This window comes from Clostridium sp. ATCC BAA-442 (assembly GCF_964239415.1).
Lineage (GTDB): Bacteria > Bacillota > Clostridia > Oscillospirales > Oscillospiraceae > Flavonifractor > Flavonifractor plautii.
On sequence record NZ_CAXSQB010000007.1, the window covers coordinates 1 to 22,736 of the forward strand.

Sequence of the window (22,736 nt, forward strand, 5' to 3'; positions counted from 1 at the left end):
GTTTTGCCTCCGGCAAAACGCTTGTACGCGCCATGCGGCGCGGGCCGCCGGAGGCGGGCGCAGGAGAACGCGCAGGCATGGAAAAGCGCCGGACACTCAGTGTCCGGCGCTCAAAGACAATCTGTGGTTTACTTGCCCAGCTGCTTAGCGATCTCTTCGGCGAAGTTCTCCTGCTTCTTCTCGATGCCCTCGCCCTTCTCAAAGCGGACGGCGTTCTTGAAGGTAATGGTGCCGCCCAGAGTCTTGGCAACGGAGGCGATATACTGCTCCACGGTCATGGCGTTATCCTTCACGAACTCCTGCTGCAGCAGGCAGTTCTCCTTGTAGAACTTGCCCAGCTTACCGGCGACGATGCCCTCCTTGACCTTCTCGGGCTTGGAAGCCATCTTAGGATCGTTCTCCATCTGCACCAGGAGGATCTTTTTCTCCTCATCCAGGGTGGCCTGGTCAACCTGGCTCTTGTCCCAAAAGCGGGGGTTCAGGGCGGCGATCTGCATGGCCACGTCCTTGCCCACGGTCTCCACCTGTTCGGCAGTCAGGCCAGTCTCCAGGTTTACCAGCACGCCGATCTTGCCGCCGGCGTGGACATAGGGCACGGAGATGCCATCGGTAAAGAAAGCAAAGCGGCGGACCTTGATGTTCTCGCCGATGACGAGCACCATCTCCTGCTGCTCCTCCTGCACGGTGCGGCCGTTGCCGTAGGAAAGGGCCATCAGGGCATCCAGGTTGGCGGGCTTGTTGGCGGCTACAACGGCGGCCACGCCCTTAACGAAGTCCACGAACTTCTCGTTCTTGCCCACGAAGTCGGTCTCTGCATTGACCTCGACCACCACGCCGACGCCGTTCACCACGGTGGCATAGGCCATGCCCTCGGCGGCAATGCGGCCCGCCTTCTTCTGAGAGGCGGCCAGGCCCTTCTCGCGGAGGATCTCAACGGCCTTGTCCATGTTGCCCTCGGCCTCAGTGAGGGCCTTCTTGCAGTCCATCATACCCACGCCGGTCATCTCGCGCAGGGTCTGTACGTCTTTTGCAGTGATTGCCATGATCACATTACCTCCATCTCAAATATCAAAAGGAGCGCCCCCCCCCCCCGGGGGGGGCGGGCGCTCTCAACATCACGGTTTGGGGCCGGAATTACTCGGCGGCCGCTTCCTTCTCAGCGGAAGCCTCGGCGGCGTCCTGGCCCTGCTTGCCCTCCTGGATGGCGTTGGCCATCACACCGGAGATCAGCTTGATGGCGCGGATGGCGTCGTCGTTGCCGGGGATAACATAGTCGATCTCGTCGGGATCGCAGTTGGTGTCCACGATGGCCACGATGGGGATGTGCAGCTTGCGGGCCTCATTGATGGCATTGCGCTCCTTGCGGGGGTCAACCACGAACAGCGCGCCGGGGAGCTTCTTCATCTCGACCACGCCGCCCAGATACTTCTCCAGCTTAGCGATCTCACCCAGGTGCTTCATGACTTCCTTCTTGGGCAGCATGTCAAAGGTGCCGTCCTCCTGCATCTTCTTGAGCTGGTTCAGACGCTCCACGCGGCCGCGCATGGTCTTGAAGTTGGTGAGCATGCCGCCCAGCCAGCGGGCGTTGACATAGTACATGCCGACGCGCTCGGCCTCTTCCTTGATGGCCTCCTGGGCCTGCTTCTTGGTGCCGACGAACAGCAGGGTCTGGCCGGACTCGCCCAGGGAGCGGACGAAGCTGTAGGCCTCCTCCAGCTTCTTCACGGTCTTCTGCAGGTCGATGATATAGATGCCGTTGCGCTCGGTGTAGATATAGGTGGCCATCTTGGGGTTCCAGCGGCGGGTCTGGTGACCGAAGTGGACGCCCGCCTCGAGAAGCTGCTTCATAGATACGACTGCCATGGTAAAATTCCTCCTTTATTTGTTGATTCCTCCACCCGGTTCATCCGAAGCCGGCCAACCTCCCATTTGGAAAGCACCTGGCCCATCGTCCGCGGGTGTGCGTAATCACATGCTTTGGTATAATATCACATCGTTCCCCGTTTTGCAAGGTTTTTTTCATTCCCGCGCAAAAAAGGGCCCGGATAGCTCCGGGCCCCTTCATAAAGTGTATACTCAGTCCTTCTTCCAGTAATAGTTGACCTCGTTCCAGTAGGTTTCATTTTGAAAATGCCGAGGGCCGAAATCAAAGTGGATTAGAGTGCCGGTCCGGTTCTCCCCTTCGTAGATTCGGCTGTTATCCCCTGTAAAGACCAGATTCTGTATTTCCGCCACATCGATGGGGGACTCCAGTTCGAAACGGACATGATCCGCCCGGAAAAAGGTTCGTCCTGCATCATCGTGAAATACGTCCTGAACCCCTCCCACCTTCTCAAACCGGGTTTGAATCTTGCTTCCGTCTGACATCAGGACGTACATCTGCCAAGGGCCATCCTGACCGAAGGCCGCGTCATAGGCCGCCCCGTCCGGGATCACCAGATCCATGCTGACGCTGATAGGCGAGATGGTCAGGTTCTCTGCCACCGCCAGAGTCACGCCGTTCAGATTCACACCGCACCGGCCCTGGAAGTCGTAATGGGTACCCATGCCAACCAGGGGGACGATCAGATCGATGTCCATACCATCCAGCATGGTGACCCATTCCCCCTGATACTGCATACACAGGGACTGGATCCCGGAAAACAGACAGTATGCGGCATCCTTCGGCATCGGATCTATATGCCCACGAATGATAAACTCCATTTTGTTGTCTGTGGGGTCGCTGTCCTCCACATAGTCTATTGCATACCCCGCCTCGCTGGAGCCGATAAAGCTGGTGCAGCTCTCGTCCCTATAGGCTCCGAAGCCGATTCCCCTGCCGTCCGGCCCGCCCCAGAGGACGGCGCGGTTGAAGCCCTCCTCCACCTGGTCGGGCTCGGGCAGTACCGTCCCCTCCGGCGCGGCAAACTCCACCAGGATATAGAACTGTTCCTGATCCGCCGCCGCCTCCTTCACGGTGACGGTGGCCCCGGAGCCGTTCTTGTCCTCGAACACCTGGTTCATCTGTACAATCCCCAGGTTTTTTGCCTGTTCCTCGCTGGTGATGCCGAACAGCTCCCGGAAGGCTGGGGACACCCCGGCAAGTGAGACGGCCCCCACCGCTCCTGTCAGGAGTGAAGCGGCGGCTACGATGGCCACCAACCCGCGATAGGGGAAGCGTGGGCGCTTCTCTTCCTGCCCGCTCCTCCGCTCCAGCAGGCGGCAGGTCAGCGCCTCCTTTTCCTCCGCCGAGAAGTTCAGCCGCTCCAACTCATCCCGATAGCCTGCCATAGCCCAATCCCTCCAATACATGCTTTAATTTCATCCGGGCCCGGCTCATCCGGGTCCGCACCGCATCGGCTCGCAGGCCCAGGATCTCCCCTATCTCGTTGGTATCATATCCTAAATAGTAGTAGAGCACCAGCACCTCCCGGTACTTGGCAGGCAGACGCTGCACCTCTTCCAGCACGCCGCCCTCCTCCGGCTGAAACGCCGCAGGCTCGGCCACGGCATCCAGGCCCACAGTGCGGGTGCGCCAGGGACTCCGGCGGACGTTTTTGCAGGCGTTGACCGTCACCCGCACCATCCAGGCCTGTTCGTGCTTCTCATTTTCAAAGGCACCTGGATATTCCAGCCGCTTAAGCAGCACCTCCTGGCATACGTCCTGGGCGTCGGGCACAGAATTCAGGATGGAATAGGCCAGCCTCAAGAGCCGGTCGGAGTAGGTCTCCACCAGCCGGGCAGCCAGCGCCTCCTCCGCATGCTCCGCCATGAATCTCCCTCCTTTTTCTCCGTTTGGAACGCGTTCACCTGATATACACCTCACGGCTCCCAAACGTGACACCCTCCAGCAGAAAAAATGCCCCGGTTTTCACCGGGGCGGCGGAACGTATCTCTTTTTTAATTATCATTCAACTGCGCACTCATGGCCTGGTCGAAGTGCTGGTTGATCTGCTTGGTAAACTCCACGGCGGCGTTGTACCCCATCTTCTTGTGGCGGTTATTCATGGCCGCCACCTCGATGATCACCGCCAGATTTCGGCCAGGCCGCACCGGCACGGTGAGAGAGGGCACCTGCACGTCCAGAATCGTGGTGTAGAGGTTCTCCAGGCCCAGGCGGTCGTACATGGCCCCGTCCTTCCACTGCTCCAGGTTGATGACCATATCGATCTCGGCCTCGTCCTTGACGGCGCTCATACCGAACAGGCGGCACACGTCGATGACGCCGATGCCCCGCAGCTCGATATAGTGGCGGATCAGCTCCGGCGCAGTGCCCACCAGCCGGTCGGTGACGTTGCGCTTGATCTCCACTGCGTCGTCCGCGATCAGCCGGTGGCCGCGCTTGACCAGCTCAATGGCGGTCTCGCTCTTGCCCACGCCGGACTCGCCCAGCAGCAGCACGCCCTCGCCGTACACCTCCACCAGCACGCCGTGGCGGGTGATGCGGGGAGCCAGATAGGACTTCAGCGCCGCAATGATGTTGCTCATGAGCACGCTGGTGGTGTCCGGGCTGCGGAGGATGGTTCGGTCGTACTTCTCGGCCATCTCCATACACTCGGGGAAGGGCTCAATCTCCCGGGAAATAATCAGGGCCGGAATGTCCTGGGAGAGCAGCAGTTCGAAGCTCTCCCGCCGCTCCTCGGAGGTCAGCCCCTCCAGATAGGTGGTCTCAACGCGGCCGATCACCTGGAGCCGCTTGGCGTCAAAGTAGTCGAAAAATCCGGTGAGCTGCAGGCCCGGCCGGTTCACGTCCTCCGTCCGGATCGACACATCCTCGTACCCCGCCCCGCCCCTCAGGACCTCCAGGCGAAATTCCTGAATCAGTTTTCCCAGCTTTACGCTGTAAAGGCTCTCCATTGGCGCTGCCCCCTTGCGGTATTATTAGTTATAGTATACCATTCTCCCCTGCTCCTTTGCAACACACTTTGGAAGAAAGGGATTTTTTGAAAAAAATGCTTGCAATTTTCGAAAAGCTCTGTTATTATATCATTCGATGCTTTATCAAGCTATCCTGACGAGCGAGGAGGTATAAGCGAATGGCCAAATGTGAATTTTGCGATAAGGGCGTTGTGTTCGGCATCCGGGTGTCCCACTCTCACCGCCGCTCCAACCGTCCTTGGAAGCCCAATGTGAAGCGCGTCAAGGCGATTGTCAACGGCACGCCCAAGCACGTTTATGTGTGCACCAGATGCCTCCGTTCGGGTAAGGTCACCCGCGCTGTGTAAGTTTGTAAAAAAGGGACCAGCCTTTGGCTGGTCCCTTTTTTCTTTGGAACGATTGCGCCTGTCCCCACATAGCATGGGGACAGAATGGAGGCGTATTCCATGGCTGATGCTCTGTGCCGCCTGCCCCGGGTCCTGCTGGATGGCCGCCCTGCCGCCCGTGCACTGCTCTGTGGCAGCAACGCCCACCCCGGCCTACGGGGCGAGGCGCTGTTTTATCCCTACCAGGACGGAACCCTATTGCTGATACGCGCCCTGGGGCTGCCCGGGGACGGCTTTTATGCCTGCCACATTCACGCGCTCGGCGACTGCTGCACCGGGGGCGACGTGGCCTTTCACTGCGCCGGTCCCCACTACGATCCGGAAGGCCGCGAGCACCCGAACCACGCGGGAGATCTCCCCGTCCTGCTCTCCAGCGGCGGCCGGGCGCTCTCCCTCGTGTATACCGGCCGGTTTCAGCCCGGGCAGGTGCTGGGCCGGTCGGTGGTACTCCACGCTCTGCCCGATGACTACCGCAGTCAGCCCACCGGCGCCGCCGGGGGCCGCATTGCCTGCGGCGTCATCTCCCCTGTGGCCTGAGCCGGGCCCGCATGGCTTGTCATGCGGGCCCGGCTTTCTGCTCTCTATTATCTATTGTATCTTGTTTTGCTATCCCACGGTCACCACCCGCACCACGGCGTCCCCGCCCAGTGCGCCGCTGTAGTACACGGTCAGCTCCGCTCCGTAGGATTTGGCGGCCGAGAGGGTCGTCCAGCGCCCGGTTTCTTGGTTGTAAACCTCTACCCCGTCGCTGACGGGCACCCGAAGGCCTTCCACCACCACGGCCTCCTCTCCGTCAAAATCAGCCCGGCTCACATCGGCCTTCTTCAGGCTCACAACCTCCACGGCCTTTCCCTCGGACGACACCGCGATGCCACCCATGGTTCCGCTCCTGACCGTCTTTCCCGTGATATATGCCTGGCTGGCTCCGCTGCTGTTCTCCACGGAGACGGTTCGGTTGGTATAGGTCATGCTGCCGCTGCCCCCAGTCTGCTCCCCGGCGGTCAGCAGACCGTAGGTAAATGCGTTCCCGGTCACATCGTCCAGCAGGAGGAGGCAGACCTTCCCGTTTTCGTCTGTGGCGTAAAAGTCGATTTGGGAGGCGGGTACGGTATCCGTCAGAATATCCTCCAGGGCAATTTCCGCCACCACGCTGGAGCCGGCCCGCTCGTAGAGCTTCACATCCTCCGACAGCGGAAGGCTCCCCAGGGTGCCGTCCGACGGATCCAGGGCATACTGGCTCCCGCCGGACACCGGATAGGCCGACAGGGCCCCGATCCCGGTGGAGCTGACCCGAACCAGCTCACCCACACCGGCGCCGTGGACGCTGAGCTCACCCGCCGCAGTCAGCCCGCAGGTCAGCTCCACCCCGTCCTCCTGAAGCACGCCGTAGAGCTCCGCCCGCTTCTCCGAGGGGGCGCAGGCAGAGATCACCTCTCCCGCCCCGTTCAGGGTGACGGTAATCCGGTCGCCCACCGCGAAGGCGGACAGCCCGGCCGCCGCCCCGTCCGCCACCTCCAGCTCCACGCCCAGCAGCGTGATGGAGGCGGGCGATGCGGCGTTGGGGCTGGCATTCTCATAATAGCCGGTCAGCATGACCCCCTCATAGGCCGCCGCCTCGGAGGCCACGACCAGATCGAGCGCCCCGGAGTCCGTATAATACAGCGTCACCTGCTCCCGGCCCTCCAGCTCATACCAGCAGTCGCCGTAGGTGCTGACCGCGCCGTCCAGCAGCACCCTGGTTCTGCTGGAGATGGCATACGTTCCCCCTCCGGCGGCGGTGATGCCGTCCGCCGCCACCTCCGCCGGGCGGAGGGTGCGATGGGACGAGTCGTCCGGCAGGAAGCCCACCGCCTTTCCCGCCTCGTCCAACAGCAGCGCGCCTTTCCGCCCCACCAGGCGATCCGGCACCGCCTCCGCAGGCTCATACCAGCTAATCGTCTGATTGGCATAGACCTCCACCGTGCCCAGGGTGCCGTCCGCCGCCTCGGCGTTATTGTCCAGCAGCACCGCGCCGGTTACCTTGGAGGCGCAGAGGTTGTCGATGTAATCCTGTCCGTCCCGGTCTGTCTGCCGCAGCACGCGATAGAGCAGCAGGGCCGCGTCTCCCCGGGTCAGGCCGGCTCCGCCGTCTGCGGGCAGGCCGTCCAGAAGCCCCAGTGCCCCGGCCTTATTCAGATAGTCCTCCGGCCAGAAGGGGCCGATCTCCTCCGCCGTATAGCCCAGCAAACTGAGAACCACGGTTACCGCCTGTCCCACCGTCACCGGGTCGTCCGGGCCAAAGCGGCCGTCGCCATAGCCGGCAAACAGCCCCTCCTCACAGGCCAGATTGATATAGGGGGCGGCCCAGCCGCCGCCCGGCACGTCGGAAAACCGGGTACGGTAGGCGCTTCCCTGCGCCTGATCCCCGTGTCCCTCCGTCAGAATGGCCAGCTTGCAGAACTGGGCGCGGGTCAGCGCGTCGTCCGGGTGGTAGCTCCCGTCGGAGTACCCGGAGACAATACCCAGGCCGGAGAGTACCTCCACCGCCTCGGACAGCTCTTCTCCGCTCACATCCGAAAAGGCCAGGGCGGGCGCCGCCGTGATCAGCCCCAGGCACAGCCCCGCCGCCAGCAGCAGCGCCAGAATACGTTGTTTCATCTGTGTTTCTCCTCTCGATTAGTCGGCGCGCAGGGCGTCCACAGGCTGCAAACCGGACGCCTTGGCCGCCGGGTAGATGCCGAACACGATTCCGATGGCGACAGAGAAGGCGAAGGCGCCCGCCGTCACCAGCGCGTCGGGATACAGGATCAGATCATACATGGCCTTTCCCAAAATGAGCGACAGCAGGTAGCCCAGGGCGATGCCGATGAGGCCGCCCAGAGCACTCAGGATAGCGGCCTCCACCAGGAATTGCCCCACGATCTCCCGCCGGGGCGCGCCGATGGACTTCTTGATGCCGATTTCCCGGGTCCGCTCCGTGACGGTGACCAGCATGATGTTCATGATACCGATTCCGCCCACCAGCAGGGCGATGCCCGCGATGCCGCCCAGTACCACGCTCATGGAGGTCATCTCCTCCGTGCTCTCGCTCATGGCGGAGTTGCCGTTCTCCAGCTCATACTCCCCCACGCTCGTGTCGATGGTCTCCCCCAGGAAACGCTCCAGCTTCGCCATCACCGCGTCCATATGGTCGGACTGATCCACCTTGACGGCAAAGCGGGTGAGCTGGGCGGTGCCCAGTATGGCCCGGTCCAGGGAGTAGGGAATCACCGCCATGTCGTCCATGGAGCCCTCCTCGCCCCCGTCCTTCTGGTAGTAGATCCCCACCACGGTGAAGGGCTCACCGCCGAAGTAGACGGTCTCCCCGATGGGATCCGCATATTGAAACAGGCTGTCCGCCACGTAGGAGCCGAGCACGCACACCCGGCTGCGCCGGTCGACGTCAAAGGCGCTGATGTCCCGCCCCTCCTTCAGGGTGTAGTTCCCGCAGACGGAGAACTGGTCGCTGCCCAGGTAGAGCGTCCCGCTGTCCAGCGTGGTGGTGCGGTATTTCATGGGCAGGCTTGTGGACAGATCGGGGCTCACCCCCAGCACCATATCGCCCAGCTCTCCATTCCCATAGTCATAGAGGGCGTCCATCACATCCACAGACCGGCTGGCGTCGTACCAGTTCACCGTGACGTTGACCTTGTTGACGCCCAGCTTCTCATAGTAGGCGGTGATGTCCGCGTTGTAGCCGGACACCAGCGCCACCAGCACCAGCACGGCGGTCACGCCGATGATGATGCCCAGCATCGTGAGGAAGGAGCGCCCCTTTTTCTCCCGGATGGAGTCCAGGGCCATGCGCAGCGCGTTCATGGCGCCACCCGCGCCGGCGGGGCGCTCCAGTCCACCAGCACGCCGTCCCACAGGCTGTCGTGGACGATTCTCCCATCCTTCACCCGCACGGTGCGGTCGGCCTGGGCGGCGATGCCGTTGTCGTGGGTGATCAGGATCACGGTGGTTCCCTCGGCGTTCATCTGACGCATGAGGCCCAGTACCTGTTCGCCGGTTCTGGAGTCCAGCGCCCCGGTGGGCTCGTCGGCCATGAGGATGGGCGAGCGGGCGGCGATGGCCCGGGCGATGGCCACCCGCTGCTGCTGGCCGCCGGAGAGCTGGGCCGGCCGGTTGTCCGCCTTGGCGGCGATCTCCACCTTTTCCAGCGCCTCCATGGCCCGCGCCCGCCGCTCCGCCAGCGGGACCCGCTGGTAGAGCATGGGCAGCGCCACATTCTGCCAGACGTTCAGGGACGGGATGAGGTTATAGCCCTGGAAAATGAACGCAATCTGCCGGGAGCGGATCTGGGACAGCTCCCTCTGGGTGCGCTCCCGGATCGGGGTGCCGTCCAGGAGATACTCCCCCCGGGTGGGCACGTCCAGGCAGCCCAGAATGTTCATCATCGTGGACTTGCCGGAGCCGGAGGTGCCGATGATGGCCACAAACTCCCCCTGGTCTATGCTCAGCGTGACCCCATCCAGCGCGTTGACCTGGTTTTCCTGCCCCTCGGCGTAAATTTTATAGACGTCCTTCAATTGAATCAGGCTCATACAGAATCCCCCTTCTCAGCCCATGGGGCCGCCGCCGGGCATCCCGCCGCCCATGCCGCCAGGCATTCCGCCGCCGAAATCCGGCATCTCTCCGCCGCTGAAGTCCGGCATTTCCCCGCCGCCCGGGAAGCCGGATTGCTCCTCACTCTGGCCCTGGCTGGTGGTATCCCCGCCGCTCGGGGCCGTCTGCTGATAGCGGGTGAACACCTCCACCCCCTCCTCCACGCCGGAGAGGATGCGCACATACTGGCTGTTGGACACCCCGGTTTCCACCGGCACGGCATAGAACCCGTCGGGCACCACGCCGTCCTCCAGCTCCACCGCGTTGTCCGGCGCCGCGTCCGCCTTGACGAAAAGGCAGGTTCCCTGGCTGGTGCTCTTGAGGGCCGCGATGGGGGCCAGCACCCCCTCGGACTCGTCGCCCACAGTGATGGAATAGGAGACGTTGACGCCGGCGGAGAGGGCGCCCCCGCTGGGAATGGTGATGGTGATGGGGAAATAGGCCACGCCGTTGGAGTTGGTGGCCTCATAGCTGATCTCCGTGACGGTGCCGGTGTAATGGGTGTCGCTCTCCGCCCCCGACTGGGTAATGTCCACCTCCATACCCATGGCAATGCCGTCGATGTCCAGCTCGTCAATGTTGGCGGTGATGGTCATGGAGTCCAGGTTGTAGAGCACCACTGCGGTCTGCCCCGCCTCCCGGGGGCTCTCCCCTTCCCGGACATTGACCATGATGATCTTCCCCGCCAGCTCGGCGGTCACCGCATAGTCGGAGCGCTTTTCCTCCGCCTCCGCGATCTTCTCCTGGAGCTGGACAATCTTTTCCTGAGTCTGGGTGATCTGCTTGTTCACCGACTCCACCTGCTTCTGGTAGTCGGCCCCGTCGAGCTGGACGAGGACGGCCCCGGCGCTCACCTGCTCATAGTCCACCGCCCCGATGCCGGTCACCTCGCCGCCCACCTCGGCGGTGAGATCCTGGCTGCGGCGGTACTCCAGCTCCCCCTCCACCGACGGATAGAGCTTTTCGCCCGAGTCCGCCACCAGATAGCCGGCGCCCGTCATTCCCTCGGTGAAGGCGCCCGGATTGTCCAGGGTGACGGTGACGGCAAAGCAGTGGGTGCCCTCCGCCGTCACCCGGTCCACCATCTGAATGTCGGTGACGGTCCCCTCCTGGTTGAGCATGAGGCTGGCCACGGACACCCCGGCCTTCATGCCCACGTAGACCTGATCCTCATAGGCGTAGCTGAAATACTGGGTCAGGCACATCTGGCTGTCGTCCACAAGGGTGGCCAGCTTGGTTCCGGCGGCCACATTGTCCCCCACGTCCACGGCCACATCGGTGATCCGGCCGGCAAAGGGGGCTGTCACAGTGAGGGCGGCGATCTCCTCCTGGAGCTGGGCGAGCTGTTCCTGGTAATCGTCCAGCTGGTTTTCCTGCTCGGTGATCTGATCCTGATACTCCTCAATCTGGTCGTCCAGCTCTGAATCGTCCTGGGTGTAGAGCAGATCACCCACCTCCACCGTGTCGCCGGCGGAGACATATACGCCGGTGATCTCCGCCTCCGAGGCGGTGGTGTACGTAACGCTGTCCGCCGGCATGGTGGTTCCGGTGCCGGAGAGCGTTGTGGACAGGCTGCCATAGGTGGTCTGCTCCGTCAGGGGCGTCTGCTCCTCCCCGCTGAAAAACAGGGCCTTTCCCCCGAGGGCGGCACCGGCCGCCAGGGCCAGAACCAGCAGCAGCGCCGCCCCGCGCCTCACCGTCAGCCGCCGGCCGGGCTTCCGCTCGGGCGGCGCACTCCCCTCCGCTTTCTTCCGCAGTGCCATCAACTGCATGCAATCGTCCTCCCCTTCTGTTCCGGTTTCGGAGGCCAGTATAGGGGGAGAAACTGAAATTACTCTGAAAAGGGCCGCGTGAGATTGTTAACACTCTGTAAATCCTTTTGTTCGCCGCCCCGCCTATCATATATTTCAGACAGATTTCAGTTCTCTCCTTTATAATGGAGAAAAACGCAGGAAAGGACAGAAGGTATGCGCATCTTGATTGTAGAGGACGAGCGCCGCCTGGCCGAGGCGCTGGGCCAGATCATGGCGGAGCAGCGCTATCAGGCCGACGTGGTGTTTGACGGGGCGGATGGGCTGGACTACGCCCTCACCGGGCAGTACGACGCCATCGTGCTCGATGTGATGCTTCCCAAGGTGGACGGCTTTGAGGTGGCCCGCCGCCTGCGCTGCGCCCACGTCTCCACCCCCATTCTGATGCTCACCGCCCGGGATGAGATCCCGGACAAGATCGCGGGGCTGGATCACGGCGCGGACGACTATATGACCAAGCCCTTCGACATCGGGGAGCTGCTGGCCCGGGTGCGGGCGCTCACCCGGCGGCAGGGCGAGGTGATCGGCGAGCAGCTCGCCGCCGGGGATCTGGTGCTGGACACCCCCACCCGCAGCCTGCGCTGCGGGGAAAAATCCGTCCGGCTGGGCTTCAAGGAGTTCGACGTGCTCCGCCTGCTGCTGGCCGCCCCCCGGGCCGTCATTCCCAAGGAGGACATCATCTCCAAGGTATGGGGCCTGGAGTCGGAGGCGGAGGACAACAACGTGGAGGTCTACATCTCCTTTCTGCGGAAAAAGCTGGCCTATCTGGGTTCCCGGGTGAGCATCGGCACCGTGCGCAAGGTGGGCTATCACCTGGAGGTGCCTGCGGTATGATCAAGCGGCTGCGGCGGAAATTCATCCTGATCAACCTGCTGCTGGTGGGCCTGGTGCTGGCGGTGGTGTTCATCCTCTTTGTGGGGGCGAACGTCCGTCGCCTGGCGGGGCAGAGCGATGCCGCCCTCCGGCTGGCCCTGTCCTGGCAGGAGGGGGAGGGGCCGCCCCGCTTTGAAATCGGCGGCCCGCCGCCGGAGGAGCGCGAGCCGGACGGGGCGCACCGCTTCTCCCTGATCCCGGTTTTTGTGGTCACCGTGAAGGACGGGGCCATTACCGGCCTCAACGACGGCGGCCAGGTGGACGTTTCGGAGGAGACCGCCGCCGAGGCGGTGGAGCAGGCCCAGTCCTCCGGCGCCAGTCAGGGCGTGCTCAGGGAGCTTCGCCTGCGCTTTCTGGTGGAGCGCAGGCCCGACGGCGAGCTCCGCATCGCCTTTGCCGATCTGGGCTGGGAGACTGCCTCCCTGCGCAATTTGTCCCTGCTGTCCCTGCTGGTGTGGGCTCTGGCCATGGTGGGTCTCTTTTTCGTGAGCCTTGTCCTCTCCTCCGTGGCCCTGCGCCCGGCGGAACGGGCGTGGCAGCAGCAGCGCCAGTTTGTGGCCGACGCCTCCCACGAGCTGAAAACCCCCCTCACCGTCATTCTGGCCAATACCGGCCTCGTCCTCTCCCATCCCGAAGACACGGTGGCCGCCCAGTCCAAATGGCTGGAGTACACCCACGACGAGGCGGAGCAGATGAAGGAGCTGGTGGACGATCTGCTCTTTCTGGCCAAGTCGGATGCCGCCCGCCAGCCGGCCGCCCGGGCGGAGACGGCCATGAGCGAGGTGGCGCTGGGCTGTCTGCTCCCCTTCGAGTCGGTGGCCTTTGAGGCGGGCGTGGCGCTGGAGCACCGGATCACCCCCGGCCTGTCCCTGCGCGGAGACGATGGGCAACTCCGCCGGCTGGTGATGATCCTCCTGGACAACGCCGTGAAGTACGCCGGGCCGGGCGGCACCGTCACCCTCACCCTGGAGCGGCACCAGGAGCGGCTGCGGCTGGCGGTACACAACACCGGCGAGCCCATCCCGCCGGAGCACCTGCCCCACCTCTTCGAGCGTTTCTACCGGGCGGACGCCGCCCGGAACCGGAGCGGGGGCGGCTACGGCCTGGGGCTGGCCATTGCCAGGAGCATCGTGGAGGGCCACCACGGGCGGCTCACCGTCACCAGCACCGCCGCGGCCGGCACCACCTTCACCGCCCTGCTCCCCCGCCGGTGACGGTTTTGCTTGTCAGAACGGCGCGGCTGTTGTAAAATGGGCCTGTTCCAGAAGAAGTTGGAAAGGAGAAACCAATTCATGTCCGTTACTGTAGGAAGCAAGGGCCGCGCCGCGTGCGTGGTCAACGATCAGAACACCGCCGCCGCCGTGGGCAGCGGCCTGCTGCCCGTGTTCGCTACTCCCCAGATGATCGCCCTGATGGAGAACGCCGCCGTCGACGCCACCCAGGCCTCCCTGGAGGAGGGGCAGGGCACCGTGGGCACCCGGCTGGACGTGAGCCACGACTCCGCCACCCCCGTAGGGATGCAGGTATGGGCCGAGGCGGAGGTCACCGCCGTGGACGGCCGCAAGCTCACCTTTGCCGTCACCGCCTACGACGAGGCCGGCCCCATCGGCAAGGGCACCCACGAGCGCTTTATCATCCAGAACGACAAGTTCCTGGCCAAGGCCCAGGGGAAAAAGAAGGGGAATTGATATGTCCATTGAGACGGGCCGGGCCTACCTGCGGGCCAGAGGCTATGAAGACCGGATTCAGGAATTCAGCGTATCCAGCGCCACGGTAGAGCTGGCGGCCCAGGCGGTGGGGTGCGAACCCGCCCGCATCGCCAAGACCCTCTCCTTTGCGGTAGACGGGGGCTGCGTGCTCATCGTCTGCGCCGGGGACGCCAAGATTGACAACACCAAGTTCAAGGCCCAGTTCCACACCAAGGCCACCATGCTCACCCCGGAGCAGGTGCTGGACTTCACCGGCCACGCCGTGGGCGGCGTGTGCCCCTTCGGCATCGATAACCCCGCTGTGACCGCCTACCTGGACGTGTCCCTCCGCCGGTTTGACACGGTCTACCCCGCCGCAGGCAACGCCGCCTCCGCCGTCCGGCTCAGTTGCGGAGAGCTGGACATCCTGTCCAACAGCTCCGGATGGATTGATGTATGTAAAAACTGGAGCTGATTGGACACTCCCGCCCTTCTGTCCAATGACTTTTCCGCCCGCCGGGGGTATACTAGAGCATAAAGGGGGTTTTCTTATGCGGGAATTTTTTCATAATATGAAGCTTAGCTTTCTTCTGGCCGCGGTGCTCTACATCATCCTCGGCCTAATCCTGCTGATCTGGCCCGGCGTCAGCGCCACCGTGTTTTGTTATGCCTTCGGCGGCATCCTGCTTATTTACGGCGTGGTGACCATCGTCAGCTTTTTCCTTCGGGACAGCCGGCAGGGCAGCTTCGTGTTCGAGCTCTTCCTCGGTATCGTCGCTGCGGCCCTGGGCCTGCTGTTCCTGCTCCGCCCGGTCATCGTGGCCTCCGTCCTGCCCGTGATCCTGGGCCTGTTCATCGTGGTGGACGGCCTGGTCAACCTCAAACGGGCGCTAGAGCTGCGCCGGATGCTCTATCTCCGCTGGACCGTGCCCCTGGTGCTTTCCGCCGTATCGGCGGTGTTGGGGCTGGTGATCGTCTTTCAGCCCTTCCTGGCCGCGGAGGCCCTGGTCATGCTCATCGGTGCGGTGCTCATCTATGAGGGGCTGTCCGACCTATGGACTATCTTCCGGGTAAGCCAGTGGACCAAGGAGTACCGCAAGCACCACCCGGTGGATGTCGACCAGATCGATTTTGAATAAACCAATAAAAAGCAACTCCCGGGCGAACGCCCGGGAGTTGCTTTTTATATTGACATTTCACTTTAACATTTATATAATAATAGACACTATAATAAAATGTTTGTTGGGTGGTTGTTGTCATGGAACAACAGGAATTATTATGGTCGTCCTCCCAGCAGGAGTTGGTACGGGGTATCGCCCTGCGGGATGGACAGTACCGCTGCCTCCTCTGCGGAGCCGCCTTCCCCCAGGGGGAGGTCTTTCCCCGCGGGGGCCGCTTCTATGATGCCGAGGCCATGGCAGCCCTCCATCTCCGGGAGGCCCATGGCTCCGTGCTGGAGCATCTGCTCCACCGGAACCCCGGTCTGCTGGGGCTATCCGAGGTTCAGTTGGAGCTGCTCCGCATGCTCGCAGAGGGCTGCACGGATAAGGAAATCGCTGCGCAGAAGGGGGTTTCCCCCTCCACCGTGCGCAATCACCGCTTCAAGCTCCGGGAAAAGGAGCGGCAGGCCCGACTCTTTTTGGCCCTGATGGAGCTACTGCGCACCAGCCGCATCTCCAGCCCGGTGGATACCGGCTTTTGCCACCCCCATCCCACTGCGTCCATGGTTGATGCGCGCTACGCCGTTACTGAGGAGGAGCGGCAGGCCATCCTGGCCGCCTGTTTCGACGAGGCCGGCGCCCTGCGCCAGTGGCCTGCCCGTGAGAAGCGCAAGTTGGTCGTACTCAGCGCCATCGCTGAGCAGTTCACGCCCGGCCGACAGTATACGGAGAAGGAGGTCAACCGGCTGCTGGGCCGGATCTATGAGGACTTTCCCTACCTCCGCCGCCTGTTGATCGAATACGGCTTTCTGGAGCGCACCGCCTCCGGCTCCGCCTACTGGCGCAAGGAGTAGGCGGTGGGCCGGGCTGTCGGCGGCCGGGCCGCCGCCCTCCTGCTGGCCGGACGAACGGTTTCCCGGTTCGGCTCCTCCTTTTATCTGGTCGCCCTGCCCCTCTATGTGCTCGAGCGCACCGGGAGTCTGGGGGCGTCCGGCCTTTTCTTCACCCTGACCAGCCTTCCGCCCCTGCTGGCCGTTCCCTTCCTGGGGCCGCTTGTGGAGCGCGCCCACCGGAAAGGATTGCTGATCCTCTGTGATTTTGGTGCCAGCGCGCTCTGTGCCCTTCTCCTGCTTTTCCCCGGCCCCCCGCTCCCCTTCCTCCTTGCGGGCACCATGCTTTTTCACCTGCTGTCCCATTTGTTCGAAATTGCATCCAAGGTTCTCTTTTCGGAGCTGTGTCCACCGGAGCGCCTCTCCTCCCTCAATGGAATCAAAAGCCTGCTGGATCACGGCGCGGCGGTACTGGCCCCTGCGGCGGGCGCGCTTTTGTTTGGACTGTGTGGATTCCGGGCCATCCTCCTGCTGTGCGCGCTGGCCTACGGCCTCTCCGCCCTCCAGGAGTGCTTCATTCCCTACGCGCCGCGCCCCATCCAGCAGGCGGAACCGCCCCGCCTGCGGGCCGGTATTCGATATCTGCTGGGCCGGCGGGAATTGTTCTCCCTCTTTCTTCTGGTGATGGCCCTCAACTTTTTTGTAGCCAACAGCGAGGAGATCATCTTCCCCGGCATTCTGGTGGAGCTGTACCAGTTTCCAGAGTCCCGATACGGCCTGGCGGTCTCCGCCTCCACCGCCGGAACCCTGCTGGCCAGCCTGTTCCTGATCCGGGCGGCCCACCTCCGCCCCCTGGAACACCTGCGCGCCCTGTTTCTGGTCAACAGCGCCCTGATGGCCGCCCTTGGTCTGGCCGCGCCCCTTCTGCGTTCCGTTCCAAAGCTTTACTTTGTCCTCTTCTTCACCTTCCAGCTTTTGATCGGCTGGCTCACCGCCTGCATCAACGTCCCGCTGATCTCCTATTTCCAAACCCGGGTACCGCTGGAACAGCAGGGGCGGTTCTTTGCCCTGCTCGCCTTCTTCTCCGGGATACTGATCCCCCTGGGCATCTCCTATACCGGAGTCCTGGCCGACTGGCTGGGTCCAGGCGCGGCCTATGCCTGCAACAATCTCTGTGTCATTGTTCTGGTACTTCTGGTAAGGCTTCCGGCCTGAAGCGAACAAAGCCCGCAGGATTTTATATCCCGCGGGCTTTGTTCGTTGTCTCTTATTCCCAGGTCTGAAACTGGCCGTCCAGCACCGCGCGGCGGTGGAAGATGACGAAGTCGGGGGCGGCGTCGGGGCAGTGCTCCCGGATGGCCGCCACCACCAGCTCCGGGTTGAGGCCGGGATTCTGGGCCCGGAGCACCAGGTCCAGGGCGATGGTGTCCCGCCGCTCCTCCACGGTGGCCCTGGCGATCAGGGGAATGAGGTCCACCTCGGTAAAGCCGCTCTTGGCCTTCTTGCTCCTTTTGGTCATCACCAGGGAGTCCCGGGCCAGCAAATCCCGGATGGCGCTCTCCGCGCCGAAGGGGGCCCCCGCCTCATACTCCAGGGTGACGATATAGTTGACGTAGCACAGCTCCTTCACCGGCCGCACCGCCTCATAGCAGCGCTGGACGGTGATGCCCGCGGGCAGGGCGGCGTTCATCTTCGCCGGCACCTGATCCAGCGGTGTGTCCAGCACCTGGCACTCCAGTACCTCGCACCCGCTGGAGAAGCCCACCGACAGGGGCAGAGGGATGGAGACAAAGGCGTGGGGATTGAAGCCCTCGGTGTGCTTGATGGCGATCCCCGCCCGGAGGAAGGAGCGCTGGAAGGTGCGCATCAGATCCAGATGGGAGATAAACTTGGCGGTGTCCGCCTTGCTGAACGCTAATCTATGCTTCGGCATCGCATTTCCCTCCCGGATAGAGCTTGTCCGCCCCGCAGCCGGTACACTGTACCCGGCAGTCGGGGGTGATCACCGCCTGATAGGCCCGCTCCCGCTCCCGCCACAGGAAGGGCGTGGTCACGCCGGTGGAGGTGACCGACCAGGGCAGCACCTCGTCCTTTTCCCGCACCCGGTTGGCATAGAAGGCGGGGTCCAGGCCGCAGGCGTCAAAGGCCGCCATCCAGCGGTCAAAGTCAAAATACTCGCTCCAGGCGTCGAACTTGGCGCCCTGGCGCCAGGCCTCCTCAATCACGTCGGCCACCCGGCGGTCCCCCCGTGAGAACACTGCCTCCAGGAAACTGGTGTCCGGATCGTGCCAGTTGTAGCGGATGGAACGACCCCGCATGTTGTCCCGCAGTAGCTTGACCCGCCGCCGGTACTCCTCCATGCTCACCTGGGCCTCCCACTGGAAGGCGGTGTGGGGCTTGGGTACAAAGCAGGCGGTGGACACGGTGATGGTCACCCCCCGCTTGGGGTTGGGGGTGCACTCCTTCCACGCCTTGTATACCTTCTCGGCCAGCTCGGCGATGCCCAGCACATCCTCGTCGGTCTCGGTGGGCAGGCCCAGCATGAAATAGAGCTTCACGCTGCTCCACCCGCCGGAGAAGGCGGTGCGGCAGGAGCGGAGGATCTCCTCCTCCGTCACATTCTTGTTGATGGCGTCCCGCAGGCGCTGGGTGCCCGCCTCCGGGGCAAAGGTCAGCCCCGACTTGCGCACATGCTGCACCCGCTCCATCAGGCCCAGGGAGAAGTTGTCCGCCCGCAGGGAGGGCAGGGACAGGGAGACCTTGTTGGGCTCACACCACTCCAGCAGGCCGTCGCACAGCCCCTCCAATGCCCGGTAGTCGCTGGTGGACAGGCTGGAGAGGGTCATCTCCTGGTAGCCGGAGTCCCGGCACGCCTCGATGCCCTGCTGGACCAGCCGCTGGGGATTGCGGGGGCGCACCGGCCGGTAGGCGTAGCCCGCCTGACAGAAGCGGCAGCCCCGGATGCAGCCGCGGAACACCTCCAGCATCACCCGGTCGTGGACGATCTCGGTGGAGGGTACAATGGTCTTAACCGGGAAATAGCTCTTGTCAAAGTCCTGGACGATGCGCTTGGTCACCCTGGCCGGAGCCCCCTCCAGCGGGGTGACGGCGGCCACCGTGCCGTCGCCGTGATAGCTCACCTCGTAAAGAGAGGGCACATAGACGCCAGGAATCCGGGCCGCGGCGGTGAGGAACTCCTCCTTACCCCAGCCCTCCTCCCGGGCCTGGCGGTAGAGCTGGATAATCTCCACACTCACGTCCTCCCCTTCCCCCAGGACGAACAGATCCACAAAGGGGGCCAGGGGCTCTGGATTAAAGGCGCAGGTTCCCCCCGCCACCACGATGGGAGACAGCTCTGTCCGCTCCCCGCTGCGCAGGGGAAGGCCAGCCAGATCCAGCATGTTGAGCACATTGGTATAGGCCATCTCATAGCCCAGGGAGAAGCCGATCAGGTCGAAATCGGCGATGGAATCGCCGCTCTCCAGGCCGTACAGGGGAATCCCCTCCCGGCGCATCTCCTCCTCCATGTCGCCCCAGGGGGCAAACACGCGCTCACACCACACCCCATCCATCTCGTTCATTAGCCCGTAAAGGATACGCACGCCCAGATTGGACATGCCGATCTCATAGGTGTCCGGGAAGCAGAGCGCGTAGCGCACATCCACCGCGCGCCGGTCCTTGACCACTGCGTTATACTCCCCTCCCGTATACCGGGCGGGCTTCTGAACCCGTGGGAGGATGTGTTCCAAAGTACGATTCATGCCGAACCCTCTCCATGTATCTCGAAATCAATAGAAAATGCAGTAAATTGTATTATACTATGTCTTTTCCCGCCTTGCAACCCCCATTCAAAAGGAATTGCATTCCATCTTTCCGTCTACCCGGCCAGAAGGGCAGCGCATAGGCACAGGAGAACCAATGCAGCCCCGTTGGCCGCAGTGAACAGCAGCAGATAGCGCCCCGGCCTGGCCCCCGGCGTACGCAGGTAGACCTTAAGCGAGATGAGGCTGGCCAGCGAGGCAATGGGGGTCCCCAACCCGCCCAGGTTGGAGCCCACCAGAAGGCCGCGCCAGTCCGCTGTAAATCCGGACAGGAGCACTGCTGCCGGAACGTTGCTGATGATCTGGCTGGTCAGGCCGGTGGTCAGCGCCGTGTGGCCTTCCATCAAGGAGGCCAGGGCGGCATGTACCGGGCCGCAGGCCCCGATGTTTCCGGCAAACAGGAAGAAGCAGAAAAAGGTAGCAAGCAGGCCATAGTCCACCCTGCGAAACAATCCCCGGTCAAAGAGCAGCAGACCGCCCGCCACCACGGCCAACAGCGCCGGATAGGGCAGCACCCGGAATACCGACAGCAGGCAGAGCACAAACAGGCCTGCCATCAGCCCCAGACGGCCCGGCCTTCGAAGCTCCGCCTGTTCCTGAAACCGGACCTGAATTCCCTCATCCCGGACACACAGGAGGGATGCGGCCGTCAGCACAGCCAGGCTGACCAGGGTCAGCGGAAGCATGGTCCCAAAAAACTGTTCCGCCGTCAATTCGTAGTCGGCATAAAGATAGAGATTCTGCGGATTACCCACCGGGGTAGCCATGCTCCCAAGGTTGGCGGCCATGGTCTGGAGCACCACAAGGGGGGCCAGGTATTCCGTCCGTCCGATCAGCCCCAGCACCAGAACCGCAAATGGAACAAAGGTGATGAGCGCCACATCGTTGGTCACCACCATGGACACAAAGAAAGGCAGCAGCACTAGGGCAAGGCTGACCAGGCGCATCCGCCGCTCCCCCGCCAGCAACCGCTGGGCCAGCACTGCAAAAACACCGCACTCCTGCAGTCCCGCCACCACCGCCATCAGGCAGAACAGAAGGGTGAGTACCCGCCAGTCAATATAGTTCAGATAGGCCGGCGAGGGCGGATTGAGAAGCGTGGAAGCGGCCGCGCAAACCGCCGCGATACAGAGTACCGGCTCCTTCCGCAGCAGGGCCAGCCACCTCCCCTTCTTCTCCTGAACCATCCATTCATCCCCTTCCAAGTGCAAAGAAAAAGCCACCCCGGCGGGTGGCCTTTCTCTCATGTTCGACAGCCGAATGCCATACATTAGTTTACTCGCTTCCCGCTCTGTGGTCAAGAGCAAAGCGGCCCGCCGCCCCGCTCTTTCACGAGTGCCGGAAGTCCTCCACCACGTCGGCCAGATGTACCGGTGACAATCCCGCGCTGTTGCAGCATTCGGCCAGCCGGTTTACCTCCTGGAAGTCCGTGGATATCCGTCCCACGCAAATGCCATTCGTCCCCCGAATTCCGTACATCTGCGGGTGGGAGGCCACATCCAGGAATACACAATACGTCTTGTGGTTGTTTCTCATGTAAGCTCTCTCCTCATTCCTAATACTTTTCGGTGATAAACGACTGAATTCGACCAGGTTCTCTCCTTTGCCGTGGTATACTAACCGTTGCCCCTTTCAAGGTCAGTGTTTTTCGACCATCCCCCTATCTTGTATTTCCTTCCGTGCTAATCCCTATATTATGTATTTCGAGAGGAATGTCAATACAATCCGGTTATTTTGACTGGTTCACCGGATTTTTTTACCACATCCGGTTAACTCATGTTCGTACAGGAGGGGTGTTCCATGTCCATGACCGAAAAACTGGCCTACATCAAGAAGCTGCGCCACTTGACCACGGAGGAGATCGCACAGCAGTCAGGCGTTCCGCTGGGGACTCTGAACAAAATCTTTTCCGGTCAAACCAAAAATCCAGCCGTCGGGCCTGTGGACAAGATCACTCAGGTCCTGCGCATTCCCATACACTACCTTTTAGATGACGAGCTTCCGATTGAATACCATGTCAGCACCTCCACGGACGATGGGATTTTACTGCTCTCCTCAGAGGAAATTCAATTTCTCATGAAATACCGGGATCTGGAGCCTCACAGCAAGCGGGCGGTGGATACCATGACCGAACTTCTCAATATGCCGCCTGGCCGGTTGGCAGGAAATCTGCCGGTCAAGCGGACCTTTTGCTATGTAACCGCTCCTCCCGGGGACTCCAACCCATTGGGTGACTCCTTTTTTCTGCGGCCTGTACTGATCCCCGAGACAGATGCCGCCGCCCGTGAGGCAGACTTTGCCGTTCTGCTCACCAACGGCAGTATGGAGCCGCTCTACTCCGCCGGAACCATTCTGCTCTGCAAAAGGGAGCATGCCTCCCGCCAGGAATATGGCCTGTTTCTTCTCAATCAGGAGGCGTTCATTCGCCGCCTGTACTATAAACGGGGCATCACCAAACTGGTCGCCCCTAATCTGAACTTCAAAGACATTATCATCCATGAGAACGACTCTCTGAAGTGTATTGGTACTATCACTGGCATCGCACACGGATGCCGGTGGGAATAGCCGGGTCCACAGCCCAATTCGGGCTGTGGACCCGTTCTGTTTACGCCCATTTTCTGAGCCCGTCTCTCAAAATTTACATTTTAACTCTTGACACTTTCGCTGCGTCGGCTACTATATGG

Annotated in this window: 23 protein-coding genes; 10 read left to right on the top strand and 13 right to left on the bottom strand. The window is 62.5% G+C overall.

Annotated features, from left to right (window positions below):
• Positions 1-128: 128 nt before the first annotated feature.
• The 5 genes from tsf to hprK form a co-directional block, all read right to left on the bottom strand.
• Positions 129-1,043 (bottom strand): translation elongation factor Ts, encoded by a 915-nt coding sequence (gene tsf / locus ACESY8_RS04605; RefSeq protein ID WP_054338311.1) that lies wholly within the window; start codon positions 1,041-1,043, stop codon positions 129-131.
• 91 nt (positions 1,044-1,134) lie between these two features.
• Positions 1,135-1,863 carry a 30S ribosomal protein S2 gene (rpsB, locus tag ACESY8_RS04610; protein WP_009256930.1) on the bottom strand — a complete coding sequence of 243 codons (729 nt, stop codon included), beginning with the start codon at positions 1,861-1,863 and terminating at the stop codon, positions 1,135-1,137.
• Positions 1,864-2,076: 213 nt separating this feature from the next.
• On the bottom strand, positions 2,077-3,270 hold the full coding sequence (locus ACESY8_RS04615; protein WP_054338310.1) for a DUF4179 domain-containing protein: 1,194 nt from the start codon (positions 3,268-3,270) through the stop codon (positions 2,077-2,079).
• On the bottom strand, positions 3,251-3,751 hold the full coding sequence (locus ACESY8_RS04620; RefSeq protein ID WP_024724138.1) for an RNA polymerase sigma factor: 501 nt from the start codon (positions 3,749-3,751) through the stop codon (positions 3,251-3,253). Before ACESY8_RS04620 ends, ACESY8_RS04615 begins: the two co-directional genes overlap by 20 nt.
• A gap of 128 nt (positions 3,752-3,879) precedes the next feature.
• Entirely contained in the window at positions 3,880-4,836 is a 957-nt protein-coding gene (gene hprK / locus ACESY8_RS04625; RefSeq protein WP_007495549.1) for an HPr(Ser) kinase/phosphatase, read from the bottom strand.
• Positions 4,837-5,015: 179 nt separating this feature from the next.
• Between hprK and rpmB the strand changes: the two genes are divergently transcribed.
• Both rpmB and ACESY8_RS04635 read left to right on the top strand, forming a co-directional pair.
• Entirely contained in the window at positions 5,016-5,204 is a 189-nt protein-coding gene (rpmB, locus tag ACESY8_RS04630; RefSeq protein WP_007495551.1) for a 50S ribosomal protein L28, read from the top strand.
• 99 nt (positions 5,205-5,303) lie between these two features.
• Positions 5,304-5,780 carry a superoxide dismutase family protein gene (locus tag ACESY8_RS04635; protein WP_009256933.1) on the top strand — a complete coding sequence of 159 codons (477 nt, stop codon included), beginning with the start codon at positions 5,304-5,306 and terminating at the stop codon, positions 5,778-5,780.
• A gap of 69 nt (positions 5,781-5,849) precedes the next feature.
• Here the strand turns inward: ACESY8_RS04635 and ACESY8_RS04640 are convergent, their stop codons facing one another.
• From ACESY8_RS04640 to ACESY8_RS04655, 4 genes are read right to left on the bottom strand one after another with little or no spacing between them, the layout of a single operon-like run.
• The gene (locus tag ACESY8_RS04640; RefSeq protein ID WP_434307667.1) at positions 5,850-7,880 is read right to left on the bottom strand and encodes an S-layer homology domain-containing protein; all 2,031 of its coding nucleotides are present in this window, start codon (positions 7,878-7,880) and stop codon (positions 5,850-5,852) included.
• Between the two features lie 18 nt (positions 7,881-7,898).
• Positions 7,899-9,080 carry an ABC transporter permease gene (locus ACESY8_RS04645; RefSeq protein WP_054338309.1) on the bottom strand — a complete coding sequence of 394 codons (1,182 nt, stop codon included), beginning with the start codon at positions 9,078-9,080 and terminating at the stop codon, positions 7,899-7,901.
• A complete protein-coding gene (locus ACESY8_RS04650; RefSeq protein WP_054338308.1) occupies positions 9,077-9,808 on the bottom strand; it encodes an ABC transporter ATP-binding protein in 732 nt (243 codons plus the stop codon). The genes ACESY8_RS04645 and ACESY8_RS04650 overlap by 4 nt, the downstream gene beginning before the upstream one ends.
• Before the next feature lie 15 nt (positions 9,809-9,823).
• Positions 9,824-11,641 carry an efflux RND transporter periplasmic adaptor subunit gene (locus ACESY8_RS04655; RefSeq protein WP_055180137.1) on the bottom strand — a complete coding sequence of 606 codons (1,818 nt, stop codon included), beginning with the start codon at positions 11,639-11,641 and terminating at the stop codon, positions 9,824-9,826.
• 195 nt (positions 11,642-11,836) lie between these two features.
• Here ACESY8_RS04655 and ACESY8_RS04660 point away from each other — a divergent pair, with 195 nt between their 5' ends.
• The 7 genes from ACESY8_RS04660 to ACESY8_RS04690 all read left to right on the top strand — a co-directional run bounded on the left by ACESY8_RS04660 (position 11,837) and on the right by ACESY8_RS04690 (position 17,446).
• Complete coding sequence (locus ACESY8_RS04660) at positions 11,837-12,514, top strand: response regulator transcription factor (protein ID WP_007495566.1); 678 nt, start codon at positions 11,837-11,839, stop codon at positions 12,512-12,514.
• Entirely contained in the window at positions 12,511-13,767 is a 1,257-nt protein-coding gene (locus ACESY8_RS04665) for a sensor histidine kinase (protein ID WP_054338306.1), read from the top strand. Before ACESY8_RS04660 ends, ACESY8_RS04665 begins: the two co-directional genes overlap by 4 nt.
• A 78-nt stretch (positions 13,768-13,845) precedes the next feature.
• Entirely contained in the window at positions 13,846-14,241 is a 396-nt protein-coding gene (locus tag ACESY8_RS04670) for a thioesterase family protein (protein ID WP_024724146.1), read from the top strand.
• A 1-nt stretch (position 14,242) separates the two neighbouring features.
• Positions 14,243-14,716, top strand: a complete 474-nt coding sequence (locus tag ACESY8_RS04675; protein WP_054338305.1) for a YbaK/EbsC family protein — start codon at positions 14,243-14,245, stop codon at positions 14,714-14,716.
• Between the two features lie 76 nt (positions 14,717-14,792).
• Positions 14,793-15,380, top strand: a complete 588-nt coding sequence (locus ACESY8_RS04680; protein ID WP_024724148.1) for an HdeD family acid-resistance protein — start codon at positions 14,793-14,795, stop codon at positions 15,378-15,380.
• A gap of 119 nt (positions 15,381-15,499) precedes the next feature.
• Positions 15,500-16,255 (top strand): DUF2087 domain-containing protein, encoded by a 756-nt coding sequence (locus ACESY8_RS04685; RefSeq protein ID WP_434307669.1) that lies wholly within the window; start codon positions 15,500-15,502, stop codon positions 16,253-16,255.
• 3 nt (positions 16,256-16,258) lie between these two features.
• Complete coding sequence (locus tag ACESY8_RS04690) at positions 16,259-17,446, top strand: MFS transporter (protein WP_021632525.1); 1,188 nt, start codon at positions 16,259-16,261, stop codon at positions 17,444-17,446.
• Positions 17,447-17,498: 52 nt separating this feature from the next.
• Here ACESY8_RS04690 and ACESY8_RS04695 read toward each other — a convergent pair whose 3' ends face one another.
• From ACESY8_RS04695 to ACESY8_RS04710, 4 genes are all read right to left on the bottom strand, one after another.
• On the bottom strand, positions 17,499-18,164 hold the full coding sequence (locus ACESY8_RS04695; protein WP_138306960.1) for a TIGR03936 family radical SAM-associated protein: 666 nt from the start codon (positions 18,162-18,164) through the stop codon (positions 17,499-17,501).
• A complete protein-coding gene (locus ACESY8_RS04700) occupies positions 18,151-19,992 on the bottom strand; it encodes a TIGR03960 family B12-binding radical SAM protein (RefSeq protein ID WP_055180146.1) in 1,842 nt (613 codons plus the stop codon). The genes ACESY8_RS04695 and ACESY8_RS04700 overlap by 14 nt, the downstream gene beginning before the upstream one ends.
• A 116-nt stretch (positions 19,993-20,108) precedes the next feature.
• Positions 20,109-21,239 carry an SLC13 family permease gene (locus tag ACESY8_RS04705; protein WP_054338304.1) on the bottom strand — a complete coding sequence of 377 codons (1,131 nt, stop codon included), beginning with the start codon at positions 21,237-21,239 and terminating at the stop codon, positions 20,109-20,111.
• Between the two features lie 142 nt (positions 21,240-21,381).
• Complete coding sequence (locus ACESY8_RS04710; RefSeq protein WP_007495596.1) at positions 21,382-21,588, bottom strand: DUF6514 family protein; 207 nt, start codon at positions 21,586-21,588, stop codon at positions 21,382-21,384.
• A 264-nt stretch (positions 21,589-21,852) separates the two neighbouring features.
• Between ACESY8_RS04710 and ACESY8_RS04715 the strand changes: the two genes are divergently transcribed.
• Positions 21,853-22,617 (top strand): XRE family transcriptional regulator, encoded by a 765-nt coding sequence (locus ACESY8_RS04715; RefSeq protein WP_009256948.1) that lies wholly within the window; start codon positions 21,853-21,855, stop codon positions 22,615-22,617.
• Positions 22,618-22,736 lie beyond the last annotated feature (119 nt).

Excerpts from the sequence above, each read along its gene's own strand:
- tsf (WP_054338311.1), bottom strand. The coding sequence starts at position 1,043 with ATGGCAATCACTGCAAAAGACGTACAGACCCTGCGCGAGATGACCGGC.
- rpsB (WP_009256930.1), bottom strand. The coding sequence starts at position 1,863 with ATGGCAGTCGTATCTATGAAGCAGCTTCTCGAGGCGGGCGTCCACTTC.
- ACESY8_RS04615 (WP_054338310.1), bottom strand. The coding sequence starts at position 3,270 with ATGGCAGGCTATCGGGATGAGTTGGAGCGGCTGAACTTCTCGGCGGAG.
- ACESY8_RS04620 (WP_024724138.1), bottom strand. The coding sequence starts at position 3,751 with ATGGCGGAGCATGCGGAGGAGGCGCTGGCTGCCCGGCTGGTGGAGACC.
- hprK (WP_007495549.1), bottom strand. The coding sequence starts at position 4,836 with ATGGAGAGCCTTTACAGCGTAAAGCTGGGAAAACTGATTCAGGAATTT.
- rpmB (WP_007495551.1), top strand. The coding sequence starts at position 5,016 with ATGGCCAAATGTGAATTTTGCGATAAGGGCGTTGTGTTCGGCATCCGG.
- ACESY8_RS04635 (WP_009256933.1), top strand. The coding sequence starts at position 5,304 with ATGGCTGATGCTCTGTGCCGCCTGCCCCGGGTCCTGCTGGATGGCCGC.
- ACESY8_RS04640 (WP_434307667.1), bottom strand. The coding sequence starts at position 7,880 with ATGAAACAACGTATTCTGGCGCTGCTGCTGGCGGCGGGGCTGTGCCTG.
- ACESY8_RS04645 (WP_054338309.1), bottom strand. The coding sequence starts at position 9,080 with ATGAACGCGCTGCGCATGGCCCTGGACTCCATCCGGGAGAAAAAGGGG.
- ACESY8_RS04650 (WP_054338308.1), bottom strand. The coding sequence starts at position 9,808 with ATGAGCCTGATTCAATTGAAGGACGTCTATAAAATTTACGCCGAGGGG.
- ACESY8_RS04655 (WP_055180137.1), bottom strand. The coding sequence starts at position 11,641 with ATGCAGTTGATGGCACTGCGGAAGAAAGCGGAGGGGAGTGCGCCGCCC.
- ACESY8_RS04660 (WP_007495566.1), top strand. The coding sequence starts at position 11,837 with ATGCGCATCTTGATTGTAGAGGACGAGCGCCGCCTGGCCGAGGCGCTG.
- ACESY8_RS04665 (WP_054338306.1), top strand. The coding sequence starts at position 12,511 with ATGATCAAGCGGCTGCGGCGGAAATTCATCCTGATCAACCTGCTGCTG.
- ACESY8_RS04670 (WP_024724146.1), top strand. The coding sequence starts at position 13,846 with ATGTCCGTTACTGTAGGAAGCAAGGGCCGCGCCGCGTGCGTGGTCAAC.
- ACESY8_RS04675 (WP_054338305.1), top strand. The coding sequence starts at position 14,243 with ATGTCCATTGAGACGGGCCGGGCCTACCTGCGGGCCAGAGGCTATGAA.
- ACESY8_RS04680 (WP_024724148.1), top strand. The coding sequence starts at position 14,793 with ATGCGGGAATTTTTTCATAATATGAAGCTTAGCTTTCTTCTGGCCGCG.
- ACESY8_RS04685 (WP_434307669.1), top strand. The coding sequence starts at position 15,500 with ATGGAACAACAGGAATTATTATGGTCGTCCTCCCAGCAGGAGTTGGTA.
- ACESY8_RS04695 (WP_138306960.1), bottom strand. The coding sequence starts at position 18,164 with ATGCCGAAGCATAGATTAGCGTTCAGCAAGGCGGACACCGCCAAGTTT.
- ACESY8_RS04700 (WP_055180146.1), bottom strand. The coding sequence starts at position 19,992 with ATGAATCGTACTTTGGAACACATCCTCCCACGGGTTCAGAAGCCCGCC.
- ACESY8_RS04705 (WP_054338304.1), bottom strand. The coding sequence starts at position 21,239 with ATGGTTCAGGAGAAGAAGGGGAGGTGGCTGGCCCTGCTGCGGAAGGAG.
- ACESY8_RS04710 (WP_007495596.1), bottom strand. The coding sequence starts at position 21,588 with ATGAGAAACAACCACAAGACGTATTGTGTATTCCTGGATGTGGCCTCC.
- ACESY8_RS04715 (WP_009256948.1), top strand. The coding sequence starts at position 21,853 with ATGTCCATGACCGAAAAACTGGCCTACATCAAGAAGCTGCGCCACTTG.